Annotated in this window: 22 protein-coding genes; 7 read left to right on the forward strand and 15 right to left on the reverse strand. The window is 68.7% G+C overall.

Annotation, left to right across the window (positions count from 1 at the left end):
- The first annotated feature begins 13 nt into the window (after positions 1–13).
- Together AC3A5Z_RS02810 and AC3A5Z_RS02815 are read left to right on the forward strand one after the other, a co-directional pair.
- Positions 14–352, forward strand: coding sequence for a carboxymuconolactone decarboxylase family protein (locus AC3A5Z_RS02810; protein ID WP_487517881.1), 339 nt, complete (start codon positions 14–16; stop codon positions 350–352).
- Positions 352–861 (forward strand): lysozyme inhibitor LprI family protein, encoded by a 510-nt coding sequence (locus AC3A5Z_RS02815; RefSeq protein WP_487517882.1) that lies wholly within the window; start codon positions 352–354, stop codon positions 859–861. The genes AC3A5Z_RS02810 and AC3A5Z_RS02815 overlap by 1 nt, the downstream gene beginning before the upstream one ends.
- A 6-nt stretch (positions 862–867) precedes the next feature.
- Here the strand turns inward: AC3A5Z_RS02815 and AC3A5Z_RS02820 are convergent, their stop codons facing one another.
- The 15 genes from AC3A5Z_RS02820 to AC3A5Z_RS02890 form a co-directional block, all read right to left on the reverse strand.
- On the reverse strand, positions 868–1,278 hold the full coding sequence (locus AC3A5Z_RS02820; protein WP_487517883.1) for a carboxymuconolactone decarboxylase family protein: 411 nt from the start codon (positions 1,276–1,278) through the stop codon (positions 868–870).
- A 47-nt stretch (positions 1,279–1,325) separates the two neighbouring features.
- Positions 1,326–2,144: a cyclase family protein gene (locus AC3A5Z_RS02825; protein ID WP_487517884.1), complete on the reverse strand. Its 819-nt coding sequence runs from the start codon at positions 2,142–2,144 to the stop codon at positions 1,326–1,328.
- Between the two features lie 98 nt (positions 2,145–2,242).
- Positions 2,243–2,590, reverse strand: coding sequence for a monovalent cation/H(+) antiporter subunit G (gene mnhG, locus AC3A5Z_RS02830; RefSeq protein ID WP_487517885.1), 348 nt, complete (start codon positions 2,588–2,590; stop codon positions 2,243–2,245).
- Positions 2,587–2,868: a K+/H+ antiporter subunit F gene (locus AC3A5Z_RS02835; RefSeq protein ID WP_487517886.1), complete on the reverse strand. Its 282-nt coding sequence runs from the start codon at positions 2,866–2,868 to the stop codon at positions 2,587–2,589. The genes mnhG and AC3A5Z_RS02835 overlap by 4 nt, the downstream gene beginning before the upstream one ends.
- Positions 2,865–3,344 (reverse strand): Na+/H+ antiporter subunit E, encoded by a 480-nt coding sequence (locus tag AC3A5Z_RS02840; RefSeq protein ID WP_487517887.1) that lies wholly within the window; start codon positions 3,342–3,344, stop codon positions 2,865–2,867. The genes AC3A5Z_RS02835 and AC3A5Z_RS02840 overlap by 4 nt, the downstream gene beginning before the upstream one ends.
- On the reverse strand, positions 3,341–4,963 hold the full coding sequence (locus tag AC3A5Z_RS02845) for a monovalent cation/H+ antiporter subunit D (RefSeq protein ID WP_487517888.1): 1,623 nt from the start codon (positions 4,961–4,963) through the stop codon (positions 3,341–3,343). Before AC3A5Z_RS02845 ends, AC3A5Z_RS02840 begins: the two co-directional genes overlap by 4 nt.
- The gene (locus AC3A5Z_RS02850; RefSeq protein ID WP_487517889.1) at positions 4,960–5,304 is read right to left on the reverse strand and encodes a Na+/H+ antiporter subunit C; all 345 of its coding nucleotides are present in this window, start codon (positions 5,302–5,304) and stop codon (positions 4,960–4,962) included. The genes AC3A5Z_RS02845 and AC3A5Z_RS02850 overlap by 4 nt, the downstream gene beginning before the upstream one ends.
- The gene (locus AC3A5Z_RS02855) at positions 5,304–8,204 is read right to left on the reverse strand and encodes a monovalent cation/H+ antiporter subunit A (RefSeq protein ID WP_487517890.1); all 2,901 of its coding nucleotides are present in this window, start codon (positions 8,202–8,204) and stop codon (positions 5,304–5,306) included. Before AC3A5Z_RS02855 ends, AC3A5Z_RS02850 begins: the two co-directional genes overlap by 1 nt.
- A gap of 115 nt (positions 8,205–8,319) precedes the next feature.
- Positions 8,320–8,688, reverse strand: a complete 369-nt coding sequence (locus tag AC3A5Z_RS02860) for a hypothetical protein (RefSeq protein WP_487517891.1) — start codon at positions 8,686–8,688, stop codon at positions 8,320–8,322.
- A gap of 86 nt (positions 8,689–8,774) precedes the next feature.
- On the reverse strand, positions 8,775–9,743 hold the full coding sequence (locus AC3A5Z_RS02865; protein ID WP_487517892.1) for a YncE family protein: 969 nt from the start codon (positions 9,741–9,743) through the stop codon (positions 8,775–8,777).
- Entirely contained in the window at positions 9,740–10,270 is a 531-nt protein-coding gene (locus AC3A5Z_RS02870) for an SRPBCC family protein (RefSeq protein WP_487517893.1), read from the reverse strand. Before AC3A5Z_RS02870 ends, AC3A5Z_RS02865 begins: the two co-directional genes overlap by 4 nt.
- Positions 10,271–10,365: 95 nt before the next feature.
- Positions 10,366–11,718, reverse strand: coding sequence for a sigma-54-dependent transcriptional regulator (locus AC3A5Z_RS02875; RefSeq protein ID WP_487518616.1), 1,353 nt, complete (start codon positions 11,716–11,718; stop codon positions 10,366–10,368).
- A 110-nt stretch (positions 11,719–11,828) separates the two neighbouring features.
- Positions 11,829–12,401 carry a hypothetical protein gene (locus AC3A5Z_RS02880; protein ID WP_487517894.1) on the reverse strand — a complete coding sequence of 191 codons (573 nt, stop codon included), beginning with the start codon at positions 12,399–12,401 and terminating at the stop codon, positions 11,829–11,831.
- Between the two features lie 161 nt (positions 12,402–12,562).
- Entirely contained in the window at positions 12,563–14,455 is a 1,893-nt protein-coding gene (locus tag AC3A5Z_RS02885) for a propionyl-CoA synthetase (RefSeq protein WP_487517895.1), read from the reverse strand.
- Positions 14,456–14,586: 131 nt separating this feature from the next.
- Entirely contained in the window at positions 14,587–16,866 is a 2,280-nt protein-coding gene (locus tag AC3A5Z_RS02890) for an NADP-dependent malic enzyme (protein ID WP_487518617.1), read from the reverse strand.
- A gap of 184 nt (positions 16,867–17,050) precedes the next feature.
- Between AC3A5Z_RS02890 and cdd the strand changes: the two genes are divergently transcribed.
- The 5 genes from cdd to upp are packed head-to-tail and all read left to right on the forward strand — an operon-like array spanning position 17,051 to position 21,556.
- Positions 17,051–17,443, forward strand: coding sequence for a cytidine deaminase (gene cdd / locus AC3A5Z_RS02895; RefSeq protein ID WP_487517896.1), 393 nt, complete (start codon positions 17,051–17,053; stop codon positions 17,441–17,443).
- A 1-nt stretch (position 17,444) separates the two neighbouring features.
- Positions 17,445–18,752 carry a thymidine phosphorylase gene (locus AC3A5Z_RS02900; RefSeq protein ID WP_487517897.1) on the forward strand — a complete coding sequence of 436 codons (1,308 nt, stop codon included), beginning with the start codon at positions 17,445–17,447 and terminating at the stop codon, positions 18,750–18,752.
- Positions 18,752–19,948, forward strand: a complete 1,197-nt coding sequence (locus AC3A5Z_RS02905) for a phosphopentomutase (RefSeq protein WP_487517898.1) — start codon at positions 18,752–18,754, stop codon at positions 19,946–19,948. The genes AC3A5Z_RS02900 and AC3A5Z_RS02905 overlap by 1 nt, the downstream gene beginning before the upstream one ends.
- Complete coding sequence (locus AC3A5Z_RS02910; protein ID WP_487517899.1) at positions 19,945–20,931, forward strand: adenosine deaminase; 987 nt, start codon at positions 19,945–19,947, stop codon at positions 20,929–20,931. The genes AC3A5Z_RS02905 and AC3A5Z_RS02910 overlap by 4 nt, the downstream gene beginning before the upstream one ends.
- Positions 20,924–21,556 carry a uracil phosphoribosyltransferase gene (gene upp / locus AC3A5Z_RS02915; protein WP_487517900.1) on the forward strand — a complete coding sequence of 211 codons (633 nt, stop codon included), beginning with the start codon at positions 20,924–20,926 and terminating at the stop codon, positions 21,554–21,556. Before AC3A5Z_RS02910 ends, upp begins: the two co-directional genes overlap by 8 nt.
- Positions 21,557–21,621: the final 65 nt, after the last annotated feature.

Raw genomic sequence — 21,621 nt, forward strand, 5'->3', positions numbered from 1 at the left:
AAAGGATCAGGCGATGGCATACAAGGCGAAGATCGACGACATGCGCGGCGAGCTGAAGCAGCTCTACAAGGCGCTGCCCGAGCAGACGCAGGGGTTCGGCATGTTGTCGAAAGCCGTGAAGGACGGCGGGGTTCTCGGCCACAAGGAAAAGGAATTCATCGCCCTTGGGATGGCTTTGGTGCAGCGCTGCGAGCCCTGCATCGTGCTGCATGTCGAGGCGCTGATGAAAGCGGGCGGCACGCGGGAGGAACTCGGCGATGTGCTGGCCATGGCGGTGCAGATGAGCGGCGGGCCGGGGCTGATGTATGCCGCCCATGCGCTCGCCTGCTGGGACGAGTTGGCGGTGCAATGATGTCGGTTGTGGTGCGCGTGTTCCCGGCCCTGTTTGGCCTTCTTCTTGCCGCGCCGGTGGTGGCGCAGACCAGCGTCTTCTCGCCCGAACCGACCGAAAGCTGTCTTGCCGCTGCCGCCAACCCCGCTGCCGCGCGCGGTTGCGCCGGGCGCGCCGCCGAGGCCTGCGTCAAGGCGATCCGCGGCGCGGCGGAGGTGGAGGCGGCCAGCTGTGCCAATGCCGAGACGGAATGGTGGCGCGACCGGATGGCCGAGGGCTATGACCGGGTGATGCAGCGGGCCAGGCTGTCGGATGTCGAGTTCGCGCAGGCGCTGGCCAGTGGCGCGCCGCGCATGACCGACGATCTGGCGGCGATGCAGGCCGCGTGGCGCGACTGGAGCGAGAAGCGCTGCTTCTTCGAGGCGATGCGGCGGCGGGGCAAGCCCGACCGCAGCGTGGTCGCCTCGATGTGCCAGCTGCGCGCAACTGCCGAGCAGACGCTGTTCCTCGAGACGATGGCGAAGAAATGAGGCCATTCAGGCCAGCGCGTCGAACTCCGGGTCGAGCGGCACCTGCAGCGCGGTGACGAGCTGGTTGGTCTGTGCCGCCATGGCCAGCACGGCGAGAAACTCGCCATGCTGCGCCTCGGTCATGCCCTTGGCGCGGGCGGCGGCGGTGTGGGAATGGCTGCAGTAGCTGCAGCCGTTGGTGACCGAGACGGCGATGTAGACGAGCTCCTTGGTCAGCGGATCGAGCGCGCCATCTGCGGCCATCACCTGCTTCAGCCGCCCCCATGTCTGCTCCAGCACCTCGGGCTGGTTGGCGAGCGCGCGCCAGAAGTTGTTGACGAACTCCGATTTCCGCGTGGCGCGGATGTCAGCGAAGACGGCGGCGACGCGGGCATCCGCCGCCGCCTCCTCGTCGGACCAGAGCCGGACCGTGGCCATTGCCTTCCCCCGATGCGGGCCCGGCCCCGCGAAGGCCGGGCGTTGTGTCAGACCAGCGCGAAGATCCGCGCCGGGCCGCCGGTGCCGCCGCGATGCTTGGGCGCGCCCACGACCAGCGTCGCCCCGGTGACCGGCAGCCGGTCGAGGTTGGCGAGGCATTCGATGCCGAAGCGGCCCTCGGGCAGCCAGGCGTAATGCGTGGCGAAATCGGGCGAGATCCCGTGGTCGAGCGAGAGCGTGTCGACCCCGATGGAGCCTGCCGCCGTCTCCAGCAGCATCTGTGCCGCCTCGACATGGAAGCCGGGGTAGTGCTGCTTGCCCTCGGCATCGGCGCCGCGGAACTTGTCGGTCCCGAGATGCCGTGCCCAGCCGGAATGCATGGCGACGCAGGCATTGGCCGGGATCTCGCCGTTGGCGGCGATCCATGCCTTCACGTCGTCAGGCGTCACCTGCGCGTCGGCGTCGGTCTCGGCCTTGGCGGCGATGTCGATGATGCAGAGCGGCACGATCAGGTTCTGCACCGGGATCTCGGCCACGCTCATCCCGTCGGCCGAGAAATGCAGCGGGGCGTCGACATGGGTGCCGGTATGCTCGTTCACCCGGATCTCGCCCAGATTGAACTTGTCCTTGGCGAAGGTGAACTTCTGCTCGTAGAAGAACTGCTGCTCGCCGAAATAGGTGGGAAACTCGGGGTAGAGCTCATGCGTCAGGTCTTCGACCGAGCTGTGGCCCTGTGCCAAAGCGGCAGGTGCCGCGGCGAGGCTGCCGCTGGCGGCGGCAAGGCCGCTGACCGCCGCCCCCTTGAAGAAGCTGCGACGCGAGAGCATCCGCTCCTTCACCGCATTGGTCACGCAGATGTCGCACATGCCGAGCCTCCTTGATGAAACCTGTCCGTGAGACAGAGGATTTCCGAAGTCCGCAGAAAGTCAAGACATTCGAGGCAGCCCTTGGCAAGAGGTCCCGGTCATGCCGGATCGCTGGGCGGTTTCTTCGGCGGCTCCGCCCGGTCGCGGTAGAGCGCGGCGCGACCCAGCAGCATCAGCGTCACGGGTGTGGTGATGGTGATGAAGAGCGCGATGATCAGCTCGTGCAGCACGGGCCGACCGCCGAGGATCGAGAAGATCAGCATCGAGGCGAGCACGATGCCGCCGGTGCCCCAGCTGGTGCCCAGGGTGGGGGCATGGATGCGCTCGTAGAAGCTGCCGAGGCGCAGCAGGCCGATGGAGCCGATCAGCGTGATCCCCGCGCCGGCGACGAGGAGCGCCGCGATCAGGATGGCGGCCCAGAGCGGGATGGCTTCGAGATGGCTCATTCGATCACCTCGCCACGCATCAGGAACTTGGCGAGCGACACGGTGGCGACGAAGCCGAGCATGCCGATCACCACCGCCGCCTCGAAGAAGAAATAGCTGCCGGTGCGGACGCCGCTGGTGACCAGCAGCAGCATGGCGTTCACGTAGAGCGTGTCGAGCGCCACCACCCGGTCCTGAGCGCGCGGGCCCCAGAGGCAGCGCAGGGCGGCGCAGACCAGCGCCAGCCCGAGGGCGATCTGGGCGAAGGTGAGGGCGGCGACGAGGATCTGGGCGCTCATCCGAAGATCTCCAGCAGGGGTTTTTCGTAACGGGTCTTGATGAAGGTGACGAGATCGGCCTCGCCATCCAGATCGAAGGCATGCAGCGTCAGCACGTTGCGCGCGCGGTCGAGGTCGATCCAGGCCGTGCCCGGCGTGGCGGTGATGACGATGGCCAGAAGCGCCAGCGCGTTGCGGTCGCGCAGTTCCAGCGGGATCTCGATGAAGCCCGGGCGGCGCGGGGCGTTGGTCAGGATCTGGCGCGAGACGGTGATGTTGGAGCGCAGCACGTCCCAGAGGATGCGCAGCAGCAGCCCCGGGACGATGTGCAACCGGCGAACGCCCGGCCGGTCCGGCTCCAGCGTGGCCATCGACCAGCCCGCGACGAGCGCCACGGCAAGGCCGAGGATCAGGTTGCCCAGCGAAAAGCTGGTCAGGATCATCCAGACCAGCGTCAGCAGCGCCGAGAGCAGCGGATGCGGGATCAGCCTCGTCATTGCGCCACCTCGCGCTGGCGGCTCGCCTGCAGCACGCCATTGGTATAGATCTCGGGCCGGTTCAGCGCGCGGGCGGTATTGTCCATGTAGCGGATCACCGGCTGCGCCTCGACGGTCAGAAGCACGGTCAGCGCCAGAAGGCCGATGATCGGCGCGATCTCCAGCGCCATGACCTTGGGCACGTCATCCTCATTGGCCCAGAAGGTCTGCACCCCGACCCGTACGAGGGCGATCATCGTGGCCAGCCCCGAGAGCAGCAGCACCCCGGTGAAGACCCAGGCCGAAAGCGTCACCTCGTTGCGGAAGGCGAGGTTGGCGGGGTTGAGCGCCGAGGAGAGCATGGCGAACTTGCCGACGAAGCCCGCGAACGGCGGCATCCCGGCGAGGAGCAGCGTGCAGGCGGCAAAGCAGAGGCCAAGGACGGTCAGCGTGGCGGGGATGGCAAGGCCGAGCTCCGGCCCCTCGTCCTCGCTGTCGATGCCGTAGGCGTCGGCGGTGAGCGCCAGCATCGCGGCGATGGAGCCCTGCTCGCGGCCCATCGGCTCCAGCAGCAGGAAAAGCGCGGCGAGGGCGAGGGTGGAGCTGACCATGTAGTAGAGCGCCCCGGCCACCAGCCCGGGCCCGGCACCGCCCAGGGCCATGCCGATCACCGCCAGCATGGTCCCGGAGGAGACGAGCACCAGATGCCCCGCCATCCGCCCCAGCCCCTGCGAGGCCAGGACGCCGATGAAGCCGAAGGCGATGGTGGCGATCCCGCCCGCCATCAGCACCTCGGCGCCGAAGCCGGTCGAGGCATGGCTGCCGGTGAAGAGGAGCGAGGTCAGCCGCAAGATGACGTAGACACCGACCTTGGTCATGATGGCGAACATCGCCGCCACCGGGGCCGCCGCCGCCATATAGGCATTGGCCAGCCAGAACGACAGCGGCCACATCCCGGCCTTGACGAGGAAGGCCACCCCCAGCATCGCCGCCGCCATGTGCAGGAGCGGCCGGTCGGCGGCGGCGATCATGGGCAGCTTCACCGCCAGATCCGCCATGTTCAGCGTGCCGGTGACGCCGTAGATCAGGCTGATGCCGATCAGCAGCAGGAGCGAGGCGGCGAGGTTGATCGCGATGTAGTGGAGCCCCGCGCCCACCCGTTGCGGGCCGGAGCCGTGGAGCAGGAGACCGTAGCTCGCCGCCAGCATCACCTCGAAGAAGACGAAGAGGTTGAACAGGTCGCCGGTCAGGAAGGCGCCGTTCACCCCCATCAGCAGGAACTGGAACAGGCTGTGGTAATGCTGCCCGCGCCGGTGCCAGCCCGCGGCGGCATAGATCAGCGAGGCCAGCGCCAGGACCGAGGTGACGAGCAGCATCAGCGCCGAGAGCCGGTCGAGCACCAGCACGATGCCGAAGGGCGAGGGCCAGTTGCCCAGGAGGTAGAGCCCGATCTGGTTGCCGCCGGTGGCGTCGCTGCCCTTGGAGAAGGCGACAAGCTGGATGGCGCAGGCCAGAAGCGCCAGCGCCGAGAGCAGGCTGATCACCATCTTGGCCCGGCGCTGCCGCTCGTCATAGAGCAGCATCAAGGCACCGGCGACCAGCGGGATCAGGATCGGCAGGATCATCAGATGGCCGCTCATTGCTCGCGCTCCTTGCCGTCGACATGGTCGGTGCCGGTGAGGCCGCGCGAGGCCAGAAGCACGACGAGGAAGAGCGCCGTGGTGGCGAAGCTGATGACGATGGCGGTCAGCACCAGCGCCTGCGGCACCGGGTCGGTGTAGAAGGAGGGATCGAGCTCGCGCCCCTTCGACAGGATGGGGGCCGCGCCGATGCGCAGCCGGCCCATCGAGAAGATGAACAGGTTCACGCCATAGGACATCAGGCAGAGCCCGACGATCACCTGGAAGGTGCGCGGGCGCAGGATCAGCCAGACGCCCGAGCCGAACAGGATGCCGATGGCGATCGAGAGCGTGAGTTCCATCAGCTGTCCTCCTTGTCACGGCTGCGGCTGTGGCGCAGCGACTGGTGCGCCAGCGCGATCAGCATCAGCACGGTGGCGCCGACCACCACGGCATAGACCCCGAGATCGAAGATGAGCGCGGTGGCGGCGGGCACCTCGCCGATCAGCGGCAGGTCGATATATTGCGCGTGGGCGGTCAGGAACGGCGCGCCGAAGAGGAAGGCGCCCGTCCCGGTGGCCGTGGCGGTCAGGAGGCCGATGCCGATCCAGCGGATCGGCAGGATGCGCAGCCGGTCCTCGAGCCAGCGCACGTTGGCGGCGAGATATTGCAGCAGGAAGGCGATGGCCAGCGTCACCCCCGCCGAGAAGCCGCCGCCGGGCAGGTCGTGGCCGCGCAGGAAGAGATAGGCCGAGAGCAGGATGATCGCGGGGAACATCCACTGCATGATGACCGAGGGGATCAGCAGGTAGTCGCTCAACGTGTCGCCGGGCTCGCGGCCATCCACGTCGTTGTCGGCCGCGTCCTGCACCACCTGCTGCTCTGGCAGGCCCGTGCTTTCGCTGGCGGGACGGAAGCGGCGCAGGAGGGCGAAGACCGTGAGCGCCACGATGGCGAGCACGGTGATCTCGCCATAGGTGTCGAAGGCGCGGAAATCGACAAGGATTACGTTCACCGTGTTGGTGCCGCCGCCCTCGCTGTAGGCGTTGGCGAGGAACCAGTTGGCAATGCTCGGTCCCGGCGCGGTGGTCATCACCGTGTAGGAGATGGCGGCAAGCCCCAGACCGCAGAAGGAGGCGATCACCAGATCGCGCCCGCGCCGCACCCGCGCCGCCATCAGCCGGTCGGCGGCGATGTCGGTGCGGCGCTGCGGCAGCCAGCGCAGGCCCAGAAGCAGAAGCACCGTGGTCACGATCTCGACCAGCAGCTGCGTCAGCGCGAGATCGGGGGCCGAGAGCCAGGCGAAGGTGATGCAGGTGGCCAGCCCCGCCCCGCCCAGAAGCACGAGCGCGGCGAAGCGGTGGTATTTCGCCTGCCAGGCGGCGGCCAGCGCGCAGCCGGCGCCGACCAGCCAGACCAGGGTGAAGGCGGGCTCGAACTGGCCGAGGGTGACATCGGGGATCAGCCGCTCGGCGCCGTAGAGCACCCAGATCGCGGCGCCCAGCGACAGGGCCACCAGAATCCGCAGCTGCGGCTGCAACCGGTCCGTGCCCAGCCGCAGGAAGGCGCGGCGCGGCCATTTCCAGGATAGCAGCAGCATCATCCGGTCGAAGATCTTCTGCGCCTTGATCCGGTGCAGGAGCGGCGGGCCCTCGGGGCTGGTCGGGAGCCAGCGCGCGGTGGCGGCATAGAGAACAATACCCGCGCCCATGGCGATCAGGCTCATCACGAAGGGCGTGTTGATCCCGTGCCAGATCGCGAGGCTGTAGTCCGGCGTGGCCCGGCCCAGCACCGAGACGACGGCGGTGTACAGATAGGGGCCGAGGGAGGCCGAGGGCATGATGCCGATGACGAGGCAGGCGATGACCAGCAGCTCCACCGGGCGACGCATCAGCTGCGGCGGCTCGTGCGGCATCTTCGGCAGATCGACCGGGGGCGGGCCGAAGAAGACGGTGTGGATGAAGCGTAGCGAATAGGCCACGCTGAAGATGCTGGCGAAGGTCGCGAGATAGGGCAGGGCGTCGTCGAGGATCGAGCCGTTGTGCCAGTCCGCCGCCTCGGCGAAGAACATCTCCTTCGAGATGAAGCCGTTGAGCAGCGGCACCCCGGCCATCGAGCCTGCCGCGACGATGGCGAGGGTGGCGGTGATCGGCATCAGCCGCATGAGCCCGCTCAGCCGCCGCATGTCGCGTGTCCCGCTCTCGTGGTCGATGATCCCGGCAGCCATGAAGAGCGAGGCCTTGAACACCGCGTGGTTCACGATGTGGAAGATCGCGGCGACGATGGCGCCGGGGCTGCCGATGCCGGCGAGCGCGGTGATCAGCCCGAGATGGCTGATGGTGGAATAGGCCAGAAGTCCCTTCAGGTCATGGCGGAACAGCGCCACCACCGCGCCGACCACCAGCGTCACCATGCCCGTGCCCGCGACCAGCCAGAACCACAGCTCGGTGTTGCCGAGCGCGGGCGAGAAGCGGATCAGCAGGAAGACCCCGGCCTTCACCATGGTGGCCGAGTGCAGGTAGGAGGAGACCGGCGTCGGCGCGGCCATGGCATTGGGCAGCCAGAAGTGGAAGGGCACCTGCGCCGACTTGGTGAAGGCGCCGAGCAGGAAGAGCAAGAGGATCGGCACATAGAGCCCGCTCTGCCGCAGGGTGGTTGCCGCGCCCAGCACCCGGTCCAGATTGTAGCTGCCGACGACATGGCCGATCAGCAGCATCGCGGCCAGCAGGCAGAAACCCCCGGCGCCGGTGACCACCAGCGCCATCCGCGCCCCGTCCCGGGCAGCGCCGCTCTGGTGCCAGTAGCCGATCAGCAGGAAGGAGAAGAGGCTCGTCATCTCCCAGAACACCACCAGCATGATGATGTTGCCCGAGAGCAGCAGCCCGGTCATCGAGCCCGCGAAGGCCAGAAGGAAGCTGAAGAATTTCGGCACCGGGTCTTTCGGCGACAGGTAGTAGCGCGCGTAGAGCACCACCAGAAAGCCGATGCCCAGGACGAGGAGCATGAAGAGCCACGAGAAGCCGTCGAGCCGGAAGGTCAGGTTGAGCCCCAGCGAGGGCACCCAGGACACCGGCGCCCGCACGATCTGCCCGCCCTCGACCGAGGGGTAGAGCGCGGCCAGGAGGCCGAGCCCGGCCAGCATCAGAAGGCCCGAGAGCCAGGCTTCGGCGTTGCGGGCGTTGGCGGGCAGGGTGGCGGCCAGCAGGCTGCCGAGGAAGGGCAGGATGACGAGGGCGAGGAGGAGGTTTTGCTCGATGGGCAAGGACGGGCGCTCCGCAGGGACGGGAGGGGCAGGGACAGGCGACGGACCGCCCGGAAGACGGGCGGGATCTGGGCAGAGAAAGACGCGGCCGCCAGCGCGGCCGGCGGCCCCGTGCTCAGACCGGGGGCCCGCGTCCCGAGCGCAGGGTCGCGCTGACCTCGTGGACCCGCCGGGGCGGCTGGGTGAACTCGGCCGCCGTCACCGTCGCGGGCACCTGCCAGACCGGGCCGCCCGGCACCGGCAGCGGCTTGCCCGCCGCCTCGCCGCCGCCCGTGGGCAGTGCCGCGCGCAGTCTCAGCGCCGGGGCCTGCAGCGCGGGCAGCGCCACCGTCTCGGTCTGGCGGTCGATGTCGAGCCTTGTCGGGATGGCGGCGTGCTGGGCGTGGACGAGGCTTGACTGCACCGCAAGCAGCACGACAGCGCAGAGAACCACGCGAAGCGCGGCAAAGGTCTTCGTTCTTGCGATGCGGGCAAGTTGCGTCAACGAGGGGTCCATCCAGTTATAGCGGCGAACCTAGGGGCTGGCGCCGCCGAAGTCGAGCCGAACCAGCGGCTCCGGAGGATTTTCCCCTAGTTTGCGCGCCTTTGCGCCGCAGCGGCCGCCGCGTCGGGCCCGAGGAAGGCGCCGAAGGCGCGCGGCCCCTCGGGCATGGCGATCTCGTCGAGGATTTCCAGCGTCCGGGCGTCGAGGATCGTCAGCGTGTCGGAGAACCAGTTGGCCACCAGAACCCGGTCGCCCGCTGCCGTGGCGGCGATGCCTTCGGGGTACTCGCCCACCGTCACCTCGGCCAGCACCGCATGGCTCGCGGCGTCGAAGACCGTCAGGCTCTCGGCATATTGGTTGGTGACGAAGCCCTTTCCGGCGGCGAAGGCCAGGGCATAGGGGTGCTCGCCCACCGGGATCGTGCCGATGACCGCGCGGCGGGCGAGGTCGACCACCGTCACGTCATTGGAGAGCACGTTCACCGCATAGGCGCGCCCGTCCCGCAGGGTGACGCCGAAGGGGTGCTCGCCGACCGCAACGGCCTCGGACGCGCCGGTTCCGGCGTCGATCAGGCTGATCTGGTTGGCATCGCGGTCGGCGGTGACGATCAGCGCGCCATCGGCGCTGACCGCGATCCCCGAGGGGGCGGCCCCGGTGGCGAAGCTGCGCAGCACCCGGCCGCTCTCGGGATCGACCTCGTGGATCTCGGTGCCCTGCCAGTCGGAGACATAGACGCGATGGGTCACGGGGTTCACCGCCACGCCGAAAGGCGCGCCGGGAAGGGCGATGCGGCGCAGTTCCACCCCTTCGGGCGAGAGCACATGCAGCAGCGCCGTCTCCACCGCCACCACATAGGCCTGACCGCTCTCGGCATCGACCGCGACGGCGGCGGGCTTGCCGGGCAGCGCGAGCGTGGCCGTGACCTCGCCGCTCGCCGGATCGACGAAGCTGACGGCGCCCGCGTTCTGCGAGGTGATCACCGCCTGCTCGCCCGCGGAGGCCGTCGCCGTCGCCGTTGCCGCCAGCAGGAGCAGGGCGGCGGCGCGGGCTCTCACTCCGCCGCGCCGAAGCGTTCGACCAGCGCGTCGATCCCGGTCTTGTAATAGGCGTCGACCGCCGCCGTTGCCGCCTCGTCGTTCAGCTCGGGCGGCGGATCGTTGTTGGGAAAGCCCCGGTAATAGGCGCCGCGCAGTTCCACCAGCGCCTTGCCGCCGTCATCCTTCACCGTCATCGCGGTGGAGAAGTTCGTCGCGGGCAGCACCTCGATGTTGTCGGCGGTCCAGCGCCACGAGATCATGTGCTTGGCCTCGTCGTATTTCGTCAGCTCCTGCGTCAGCGCCGTGCCATCCTCCAGCACCACCGTGCGGATGCCATCCTTGGTGTTGCCCTCGGGCGCATCGACCGAGGCTATGCCGGGAAACCAGCTCATGTCGGAAAACGAACCAACGACCGCCCAGACCTCTTCCGGCGTGGCATCCAGCTTCACCGATTGGCTGGTCTTCTGCCGCGACGGGCCATGAGCTTCGGCCATGCCTGCCACCAGCACGAGGCTGGCCGCCAGAGCCACGAGATATTTCCGCATCCTGTTCCTCCCTGCGCGGGCGATCGGGCCCGCAGAGCGAGGATAGGGCGGGGCGGCGGGATGGCCCATCGGCCAAAAAGTATGACGCGCGGGGGCTAGCCTTTGAACCAGCCTTCGCGCTTGCGGTAGAGCGTCGAGGGCGAGACGTCGAGGATGCGCGCGGCCTTGGGCACCGAGCCGCCGTGCCGCTCGATCGTGGCCTCGATCACTAGCTGCTCGATCTCGGCCAGCGTCCGCCCGATCAGCCCGTCGAGCGTCGGCTCCGGCGGGCCGGCGAGCAGGCTGGGGCTGGCGGCGATGCTGGGCGAGGCGGCCTCGGCATCGGTCAGATCGTCGGGCAGCATGTCGAGCGTCACCACCCCGCCCTCGTTCAGCACGACGACGTTGCGGATCACGTTCAGCACCTGCCGCACGTTGCCGGGCCAGGGATGGCGGCGGAACAGTGCCTGCACTTCGGGGTCGAAGCCCTCGAACACCCGGCCCTCCTCGATGGAAAAGCGCTCCAGCGCGGCCTCGGCGATCTCCAGCACGTCGTTGCTGCGCTCGCGCAACGGCGGCATGTGGATCGGCACGACATAGAGCCGGTAGTAGAGATCCTCGCGGAACTGGCCTCGCCGCACCGCCTCCAGCGGGTCGCGGTTGGTGGCGCAGACGATGCGCACGTTCACCTTGCGCGGCCGCGTCGCCCCCACGGGCTGCACGGTCGAGGTCTGCAGGAAGCGCAGAAGCTTGGTCTGCAGCGCCGGAGCCATCTCGCAGATCTCGTCGAGGAACAGCGTGCCGTTGTCCGCCGCCGCCGCCGCGCCCGGCTTGTCGGCGATGGCGCCGGTGAAGCTGCCCTTCACATGGCCGAAGACCTCGGATTCCAGCAGGTCCTGCGGAATCGCGCCGCAGTTCAGCGCGATGAAGGGGCCGGAGGCGCGCGGCGAGTTGTCATGCACCGCCAGCGCGCAGAGCTCCTTGCCGGTGCCGCTTTCGCCGGTGATGAAGACGGTGGCCATCGATTTCGCCGCCGAGCCGATCTTGGCCTGTATCCGCGCCATCGGTTCGGAAGAGCCGAGGAAGGCGCCTGCGAGCGGCGTCTTGACCTTTTCCGGCTCGGGCGCGGGGCGGCGCAGGGCACGGCTGCCGCGCGCGCCGCCGGCGTTTTCGACCGCGCCGAGAAAGCGCTGCTCGTCGAAGGGCTTGACCAGAAACTCATGCGCCCCGGCGCGCATCGCCTCGACCGCCTTGTTGATCGAGCCGTTGGCGGTGATGACGATGACATTGGTCTCGGGCCGGGCGCTGAGCATGTCATGCATCAGCTCCAGCCCGTCGCGGTCGGGCAACATCAGGTCCAGAAGCACGATGCTGGGCTGCACCTCCTGAAACCGCGCCAGACCCTCGGCGGCGGTGCCGGCCACGGCGACCCGGTGCCCGGCAGAGGCGAGGACCGAGCGGTAGACCATCTGCAGCGAGGGCGTGTCCTCGATCAGCAGGATCGGGCGCGGCTGCGCCTCGGTCTCGTGCGGGGCACGCGGGCGCGGGGCCGGCGGGGCAGAGGGGCGGCTGACAGTGCTCATCCCGGCTCCGTCATGTCGCGGCGGGCGATATAGGCGATCAGCAGATCGAGCTGCCGCGCGGTGTCGTTGCGCAGGTCGCTCGCCTCCTGCAGGTCGCGGCGATGGGCGGCGGCGTTCATTGCCTCGGCCAGATGCTGCAGCGCATCGGCGCCGACGGCGCCCGCGAGCGCGATCAGCACATGGGTCTGGGCGCGGACCTCCTCCCAGTCCGGTGTGCGCTGGTCGAGCGCCAAGAAGAGGCCGCTGCGCACCGTCTTGAGGTCGAGATGCAGCCGCGCCACCAGCTCGACCGAATCCTGCGGCCCGGCGATCTCCAGCAGACGCAGGAAGCGCGTCTCGTCCATCGCGGTCTCGGGAATGGTGTCCTGCTGGCGCAGCGCCAGCACGACGCGGTCGATGTCGGAGGCCAGCGCCGACATGGCGGAGGTGAGCTTCACCACCTGCTGGCGCAGGCCCGGTGGCAGGTCGGCCTTGTCGAGCTGGTCAACGGCTTCCATGGCACTGCCCAGATCCACGGCAAGATCGTGGCACATCCGATCCAGCGCCAGAGCCTGTGGGGCCAGGCTCACGGCCGGAGGTCCGCAGCGGCGGGGCAGATGCGGGGCGTTCGGTGCATTTTGAAAAGCTGCATGGCACGGCAGGTTACCCCACGTGCTGAAAAAGTCCAGAGATCAACCTGTCTAAAAGATGAGCCAGAGCGGCGCCTCCTGTCAAGGCGCCGCTTGTCCGGTCAGGCAGCGGGGTAGCCCAGCGTCTTCAGCGCCACGCGGATCTCGTCGAGGATCGCCGGATCGTCGATGGTGGCCGGGGTCTTGAACTCCTGCCCGTCGGCGATCTTGACCATGGTGCCGCGCAGGATCTTGCCCGAGCGGGTCTTGGGCAGCCGCTCCACCACGCAGGCGCGCTTGAAATCGGCGACCGGGCCGATCTTGTCGCGCATCAGCGCCACGCATTCCTTCACCACCTCGGCGGGCTCGCGGTTGGCGCCCTTGTTGAGGCAGAGGAACCCCATCGGCGATTGGCCCTTCAGCGCGTCGGAGACGCCGATCACCGCGCATTCGGCCACGTCGCGGTGGCTGGCCAGAACCTCCTCCATCGCGCCGGTCGAGAGCCGGTGACCGGCGACGTTGATCACGTCATCGGTGCGGGCCATGATGTAGACATAGCCGTCCTCGTCGATGTAGCCCGCGTCGCCCGTCTCGTAATAGCCGGGGAAATGGGTGAGGTAGGATTTCACGAAACGCTCGGCGGCGTTCCACAGCGTCGGCAGGGTGCCGGGCGGCAGGGGCAGCTTGATGGCGATGGCGCCGAGCTCGCCCGCGGCCATCTGATGCCCGCCCTCGTCGAGCACGCGGATGTCGTAGCCCGGCATCGGCACCGAGGGGCTGCCGAGCTTCACCGGCAGCGGCTCGATGCCCATCGGGTTCGCGGCGATCGCCCAGCCGCTTTCGGTCTGCCACCAGTGGTCGATCACGGGCACGTTCAGATGCCGCTGCGCCCAGAGGATCGTGTCGGGGTCGGCCCGCTCGCCCGCGAGATAGACGGTCTTCAAGGAGCGCAGGTTGTAGTCGGCGATCAGCTTGCCCTCGGGGTCTTCGCGCTTGATGGCGCGCAGGGCGGTGGGGGCGGTGAAGAAGGATTTCACCCGCTGGTTCTGCATCACCCGCCAGAAGGCGCCTGCATCGGGGGTGCCGACGGGCTTGCCCTCGTAGACGATGGTGGTCGCTCCGGCGATCAGCGGACCGTAGCAGATGTAGCTGTGCCCGACGACCCAGCCCACATCCGAGGCCGCCCAGAACACGTCGCCCGCGTCGATGTCGTAGATCGCCTTCATCGTCCAGTTCAGCGCCACCAGATGCCCGCCCGTGGCGCGGACCACGCCCTTGGGCTGGCCGGTGGTGCCGGAGGTGTAGAGGATATAGGCCGGATGGTCGCCCTCCACCGGCACGCATTCGGCGGGCTCGACGCCATACTGGAAGGTATGCCAGGCCACGTCGCGGCCCTCGATCAGCTTGGCCACCTCCTGTTCGCGCTGGAAGACCACGCAGAACTCGGGCTTGTGGGTCGCCTCCTCGATCGCCTTGTCGAGCAGCGGCTTGTAATGCACCACCCGGCCCGGCTCCAGCCCGCAGGAGGCGGCGATGATCGCCTTGGGCGTGCAGTCGTTGATCCTGACCGCCAGCTCATGCGCGGCAAAGCCGCCGAAGACCACCGAATGGATCGCCCCCAGCCGGGCGCAGGCCAGCATCGCCTCCAGCGCCTCGGGGATCATCGGCATGTAGATGATCACCCGGTCGCCCTTTTGCACCCCCTTGGCGCGCAGGGCCCCGGCGAGGCTGGCGACGCGGGCCTGCAGCTCGGCATAGGTGATGCCCTTGGTGGAATGGGTGATCGGGCTGACATGCTTGATGGCGATCTGCTTGCCGCGACCGGCCTCGACATGGCGGTCCACCGCGTTCCAGCAGGCATTGAGCCGGCCATCGGCAAACCAGCTGTAGAAGGGGGCGGCACTGTCGTCGAGCGCACGGGTCGGCGGGGTCACCCAGTCGATCTTCCCCGCCTGCTCCATCCAGAAGGCCTCCGGATCGTCGAGCGATGCTGCGTAGATATCGGCGTATGCCATCGTATACCCTCCCCCGGTCCTTTCGATCTGTTACGCCGGGGTAAGCCGGTGCGCAAGATTCTTGCAAGGGGGGTGCCGCGGCGTCCTGTCGCGTTTTGCGCTACCAGGACGCCGGGCGGGCGGTGGACCGCTCAGCTGTAGCGGTCCACCGGGGTGCCGGCGAGTGCCGACATGTTCAGCAAGCCGCGCGCGGTGATCGAGGGGGTCACGATATGCGCGAGGTTGCCCATCCCCATCAGGAGCGGCCCGACCTCAAGCCCGCCCGCCTTCATCTTCAGGATGTTGCGCACCCCCGAGGCTGCGTCGGAATTGGCGAAGACCAGCGCGTTGGCCGGGCCCTCGAAGCGCCCACCGGGGAAGATGCGGTCGCGCACCGACTGGTCGAGCGCCGCGTCGATGTGCATCTCGCCCTCATAGGCGAAGTCGGGCTGCTGCGCATCGAGCAGGTCCAGCGCCTGCCGCATCCGCCGCCCGGTGGAGCAGTCGAGGTTGCCGAACTGCGACGAGGAGCAGAGCGCGATCTTGGGCTGGATGCCGAAGCGCCGGACATGCCGCGCGGTGCCGAGCACGGTCTGCATGATCTGCTCGGGCGTCGGCTCGTGGTTCACATGGGTGTCCGCGATGAACAGCGGGCCGTCCTCGAGGATCATCAGCGACAGCGCGCCGACCGGGCACAGGCCCTTGCGGGCGAGGATCTGCGTCACGTAGTTCAGGTGCCAGAGATACTGGCCGAAGGTGCCGCAGATCAGGCTGTCGGCCTCGCCGCGATGCACCATGATCGCGCCGATCGCGGTGGTGTTGGTACGCATCACCGCGCGGGCGGTGTCGGGCGTCACGCCGCGCCGGGCCATCAGCTCGTGATAGGTGCCCCAGTAGTCGCGGTAGCGCGGGTCGTTCTCGGGGTTCACCAGGTCGAAGTCGCGGCCCGGACGGATCGGCAGGCCCGCGCGTTCGCAGCGCATCTCCACCACTTCGGGGCGGCCGATCAGGATCGGCTTGTGCTCGGTCTCTTCCAGGATGGCATTGGCCGCGCGCAGCACCCGCTCGTCCTCGCCCTCGGCGAAGACGATGCGGCGCGACTGCTGCGAAGCCGCCTCGAACACCGGGCGCATCAACATGGCCGAGCGGAACACCGAGCTGTCGAGCTTGCGCCGATAGGCCGCCAGATCGTCGAGCGGGCGGGTGGCGACGCCGGTCTCCATCGCCGCCTTGGCCACTGCCGAGGCGACCACGCCGATCAGCCGCGGGTCGAAGGGCTTGGGGATCAGGTAATCCGCGCCGAAGGTCAGCTGCTCGCCCTTGTAGGCGGCGGCGGCCTCGGCGCTGGTGGTGGCGCGGGCGAGACTGGCAATGCCCTCGATGCAGGCCAGCTGCATCGCGTCGTTGATCTGCGTCGCGCCCACATCCAGCGCGCCGCGGAAGATGAAGGGGAAGCAGAGGACGTTGTTCACCTGATTGGGGTAATCCGACCGACCGGTGGCGATGATTGCATCGGGGCTGACCTCGCGCACCTCATGCGGCTGGATCTCGGGCGTGGGGTTGGCCAGCGCAAAGATGATCGGGCGCGGTGCCATGCGCGAGACCATGTCCTGCGTCAGCACGCCGGGGCCGGAGAGGCCGAGGAACAGGTCGGCGCCATCGATCACCTCGCCCAGCGTCCGCAGCTCGGAGGCCTGCGCGTAATCGGCCTTCTGCGGCGTCATCTCGACCTCGCGGCCCTGATAGACCAGCCCGGCGATGTCGCAGAGCCAGACGTTCTCGCGCCGCACGCCGAGTTTCAGCAGCATGTTGAGGCAGGCGATCCCCGCTGCGCCGCCGCCGGTGGAGACCACCTTGATGTCCTCCCAGCGCTTGCCCGCGACATGCAGCGCATTGGTCGCCGCGGCGCCGACGACGATGGCCGTGCCGTGCTGGTCGTCATGGAACACCGGGATGTTCATCTTCTCGCGGCAGAGCTTCTCGACGATGAAGCAATCCGGCGCCTTGATATCCTCGAGGTTGATCGCGCCGAAGGTCGGCTCCAGCGCGCAGACGATCTCGGCCAGCTTCACCGGGTCGGGCTCGTTCAGTTCGATGTCGAAGCAGTCGATGCCGGCGAATTTCTTGAAGAGCACCGCCTTGCCCTCCATCACCGGCTTGGAGGCCAGCGCGCCGATGTTGCCGAGGCCGAGCACCGCGGTGCCGTTGGTCACCACGCCGACCATGTTGCCGCGCGAGGTGTAGCGGCTGGCGGTCGAGGGGTCAGCCTTGATCTCCAGACAGGCTTCGGCCACGCCCGGCGAATAGGCGCGCGCCAGATCGCGACCGTTGGCCAAGGGCTTGGTGGCCCGCACCTCGAGCTTACCGGGCTTCGGAAACTCGTGGTAATCCAGTGCCGCCTGCCGGGTGTTGTCGTGCCGAACTTCGTCCATCATCGCCTCTCCGCAAGATGGTTGACCATTAAACTATCTACCCAAGGCTGCAAACCCCACAATCCCCGGCGCCGCGGCGGCCCGCCGATCCGCCTGCCGCCGCGCCACGCTTGCATCCGCCCCGTCGAGGTCGCAAAGTCGCGCAACGTGAACCCTGCGGTCAGGGTCCAGACCGGAGACCGACATGTCCCTGCTTCAAGCTGCCACCGCCGTTCGTGAAAACGCCTATGCCCCCTATTCCCGCTTCAAGGTCGGCGCCGCGCTGCGGTCCGCCTCGGGCGCCATCTATGCGGGCTGCAACGTCGAGAACGTGGCCTATCCCGAAGGCACCTGCGCCGAGGCCGGCGCCATCGCCGCCATGGTCGCCGCCGGAGAGACGGTGATCACCGAGCTGCTGGTGATCGCCGACAGCCCGTCCCCCGTGCCGCCCTGCGGCGGCTGCCGCCAGAAGATCGCGGAATTCGCCCCGCAGGACACCCGCGTCACGCTCTGCACCACCGACGGCGTGTCGCGCACCATGACCGTCGCCGACCTGCTGCCCGGCGTCTTCTCCGCCGCGCATATGGACCGCGCCTGAGGTGGACGCCCGCTCGATCATCGCCCGGCTGCGCGGAGGCGAGACCCCCTCGGCTGCCGAGCTCGACTGGTTTGCCGCGGGGCTGGCCAGCGGTGCGGTGAGCGATGCGCAGGCGGGAGCCTTCGCCATGGCGGTCTGCCTGAAGGGGCTGGGCGAGGCGGGGCGCGTCGCGCTGACCCGGGCGATGCGTGACAGCGGCGAGGTGCTGGTCTGGGATCTGCCCGGCCCGGTGCTCGACAAGCATTCCACCGGCGGCATCGGTGATTGCGTCTCGCTGCTGCTCGCCCCGGCGCTGGCGGCCTGCGGTGCCTATGTGCCGATGATCTCGGGCCGGGGGCTGGGTCATACCGGCGGCACGCTCGACAAGCTGGAGGCGATCCCGGGCTTCCGCTGCGCGCTGGACGAGGCGCAGCTGCGCGCGCAGGTCGGCGACATCCGCTGCGCCATCGTCGCCGCCTCCGACCGGATGGCCCCGGCGGACCGGCGGCTCTATGCGATCCGCGACGTGACCGGGACGGTGGAAAGCATCGATCTCATAACCGCCTCGATCCTGTCGAAGAAACTGGCTGCGGGGCTCGAAGGGCTGGTGCTGGACGTCAAGGTCGGCTCCGGCGCCTTCATGACGACCATGGCCGAGGCGCAAGCGCTGGCGCGGGCACTCGTGGCCACGGCGCAGGGCGCGGGCTGCATGACCACGGCGCTGATCACCGACATGAGCCAGCCGCTCGCGACCGCCGCGGGCAATGCGCTGGAGGTGATCGAGGTGATGGAGACGCTGACCGGCACCTCGGTCAACGGCGCGCTCTGGGATCTGACGGCGGCGCTCGGCGGCGAGGCGCTGGCCTTGGGCGGGCTTGCCGCCGATGCCGCCGACGGCGCGATCCGCATCGAGCAGGCGCTCGATTCCGGGGCCGCCGCCGAGGTCTTCGCCCGGATGATCGCGGCGCAGGGCGGCCCTGCCGATTTCGTCGAACGCTGGCCGGACCGGCTGCCCTCGGCCCCGGTGATGCGCGAGGTTCCGGCGCCGCGCGCGGGCTTCGTCACCAGTATCGACGGCAGGGCGCTGGGACAGGCGGTGGTGCATCTGGGCGGCGGGCGTCTGCGCGAGGGCGACCGGGTGAACCCGTCGGTCGGTCTCTCGGATCTGGCCGGGATCGGCGAGGAGGTCAGCCGCGACCTGCCGCTGGCCATGGTCCATGCCGCGACCGAGTCCGATGCCGAGACGGCGGTGCGCGCGGTGCAGGCGGCCTACGGCTTCGGTGACGCCGAGCCGGAGGAGCCTCCCCTGATCCACGAGAGGATCGCCTGATGGCCCGCGCCTTTCTCATCGTGATGGATTCCGTGGGCTGCGGCGGCGCGCCCGACGCCGCCGATTTCGGCGATGCGGGAGCCAACACGCTGGCCCATATCGCCGAGGCCTGTGCCGCGGGGCGGGCCGAGCAGGACCGCTCCGGCCCGCTGCGGATGCCGGTGCTTGATGCGCTCGGCCTGTCGGCGGCGGTGCGCCTCGCTTCCGGCGACGCGATGCCGGGGATGGGGGCCGAGCCTTCGGGCCGCTGGGGCGCCGCGACCGAGGTCTCGCTCGGCAAGGACACGCCCTCGGGCCATTGGGAGCTGGCCGGGGTGCCGGTGCCCTGGGATTGGACCTATTTCCCCCACACCCGCCCGGCTTTCCCCGAGACGCTGGTGGCCGAGGTCTGCCGCCTTGCCGGGACCGAAGGCATTCTCGGCAACTGCCACGCCTCAGGCACCGAGATCATCGCAGCGCTTGGCGCCGAGCATCTGCGGACCGGCTGGCCGATCTGCTATACCTCCGCCGATTCCGTCTTCCAGATCGCCGCGCATGAGGGCGCCTTCGGCCTCGACCGGCTGATCGCGCTCTGCGAGGCGCTGGCACCGACGCTGCACGCGATGAAGGTCGGCCGGGTGATCGCGCGGCCCTTCACCGGCAGCGAAGGCGCCTTCGAGCGCACCGCCAACCGCCGCGATTTCGCCATCGCCCCGCCCGCGCCGACCCTGCTCGACTGGGTGCAGGGTGCGGACCGTCCGACCCATGCGGTCGGCAAGATCGGTGACATCTTCTCGCACCGGGGCATCGGCATGCTGCACAAGGGCAAATCGGACTCCGACCTTTTCGAACATCTGCTGCGTCTGGCCGACGAGGCCGAGCCCGGTTCCTTGACCTTCGCCAACTTCGTCGAGTTCGACAGCCTCTACGGCCACCGCCGCGACGTCTCGGGCTATGCCCGCGCGCTGGAGAGGTTCGACGCCCGCACCGGCGCCTTCCTTGCCCGTCTGCGGCCCGGTGATCTGGCGGTCTTCACCGCCGATCACGGCAACGACCCGACATGGCCCGGCACCGAACACACCCGCGAGCGCGTGCCGGTGCTGGTCGCCGGGGCAGGGGCCGGAAGCCTCGGCCTCGTCGCCTTCGCCGATGTCGCGGCCAGCCTTGCCGCCCATCTCGACATCCCGGCCCAAGGCCCGGGAAGGAGCTTTCTGTGACGCCGCTGCCCAAGATCGAACTGCACCTCCACCTCGAAGGCGCGGCCCCGCCCGCCTTCATCCGCGGGCTGGCGAAGCAAAAGCACATCGACATCGGCGGGATCTTCAACCCCGACGGCAGTTATGCCTTCACCGATTTCTGGCACTTCCTGAAGGTCTACGAGGCCGCCACCTCTACCCTGCAACGGCCCGAGGATTACCACCGCCTCACCCTCGCCGTGCTGGAGGAGAGCGCGAAGAGCGGTGTGATCTATACCGAGACCTTCCTCTCGCCCGATTTCTGCGGCGGGCGCGATCTGGGGGCATGGCGCGAATACCTCCACGCCATCACCGAGGCCGCCGCCACCGCCGAGGCGCAGATGGGCATCACCCTGCGCGGCATCGTCACCCCGATCCGCCACTTCGGCCCCGACAAGGCGCGCGAGACCGCGCGCTGCGCCGCCGAGACGGCGGGCGATTTCATCGTCGGCTTCGGGCTGGCGGGGGACGAGAAGATCGGCAAGCCCAAGGATTTCGCCTGGAGCTTCGACATGGCGCGGGAGGCCGGGCTCCGGCTCACCTGCCACGCCGGCGAATGGGGCGGGCCGGAGAGCATCCGCGACGCGCTGACCGACCTGCGGGTAGAGCGCATCGGCCACGGCGTGCGCGCCATCGAAGATCTGGCGCTGGTCGACGAGCTGGCCGAGCGCGGCATCGTGCTGGAGGTCTGCCCCGGATCGAACATCGCCCTCGGGCTCTATCCCGGCTGGCGAAAGCACCCGATCGGCGAGCTTTTCGAGCGCGAGGTGAAGGTGACCGTCTCCACCGACGATCCGCCCTTCTTCCACACCACGATGCAGCGTGAATACGATCTCTTGCACGAAGCCTTCGACTGGGACGAGGCCGTGTTCCGCAAGATTGCCCGCACCAGTCTTGACGCGGCCTTCTGCGATGCCGATACCCGCGCCCGCATCCTCAAGCGACTGGAGCCCGACCATGCTTGACCATCTCACTGTCGTCACCCACCCGCTGGTGCAGCACAAGCTGACCATCATGCGCAAGAAGGAGACCTCGACCGCCGGTTTCCGCCGCCTGCTGCGCGAGATCAGCCTGCTCTTGGCCTATGAGGTCACGCGCGAGCTGGACATGACCACCATGACCATCGAGACGCCGATCTGCGAGATGGACGCGCCGATCCTCGACGGCAAGAAGCTGGCGCTGATCTCGATCCTGCGCGCCGGCAATGGGCTGATGGACGGCATCCTCGAGCTGATCCCGGCGGCGCGCGTCGGCTTCATCGGACTCTACCGCGACCCCGAGACGCTGCAGCCGGTGCAATATTACGCCAAGGTGCCCGACATGCTGGAGAACCGGCTGGTGATCGCCGTCGATCCGATGCTGGCGACCGGCAACAGCTCGGTGGCAGCTATCGACCTCCTGAAGGCGAAGGGCGCGAAGAACATCCGCTTCCTCTGCCTCCTGGCCGCGCCCGAGGGCGTGCAGCGCATGAAGGAAGCCCATCCGGACGTGCCCATCGTCACAGCGGCTGTGGATGAAAAGCTGGATGACCATGGATATATTGTTCCTGGGCTAGGGGATGCGGGTGACCGCATGTTCGGCACAAAATAAGGGTAATTTTGCTTTACTTGAGGCCAGCCGCGCGGCATGATTCCCGCGGATGATCCGGGAGACCC

The sequence above is a fragment of the Cereibacter sp. Soil_C_27 genome (assembly GCF_057657095.1).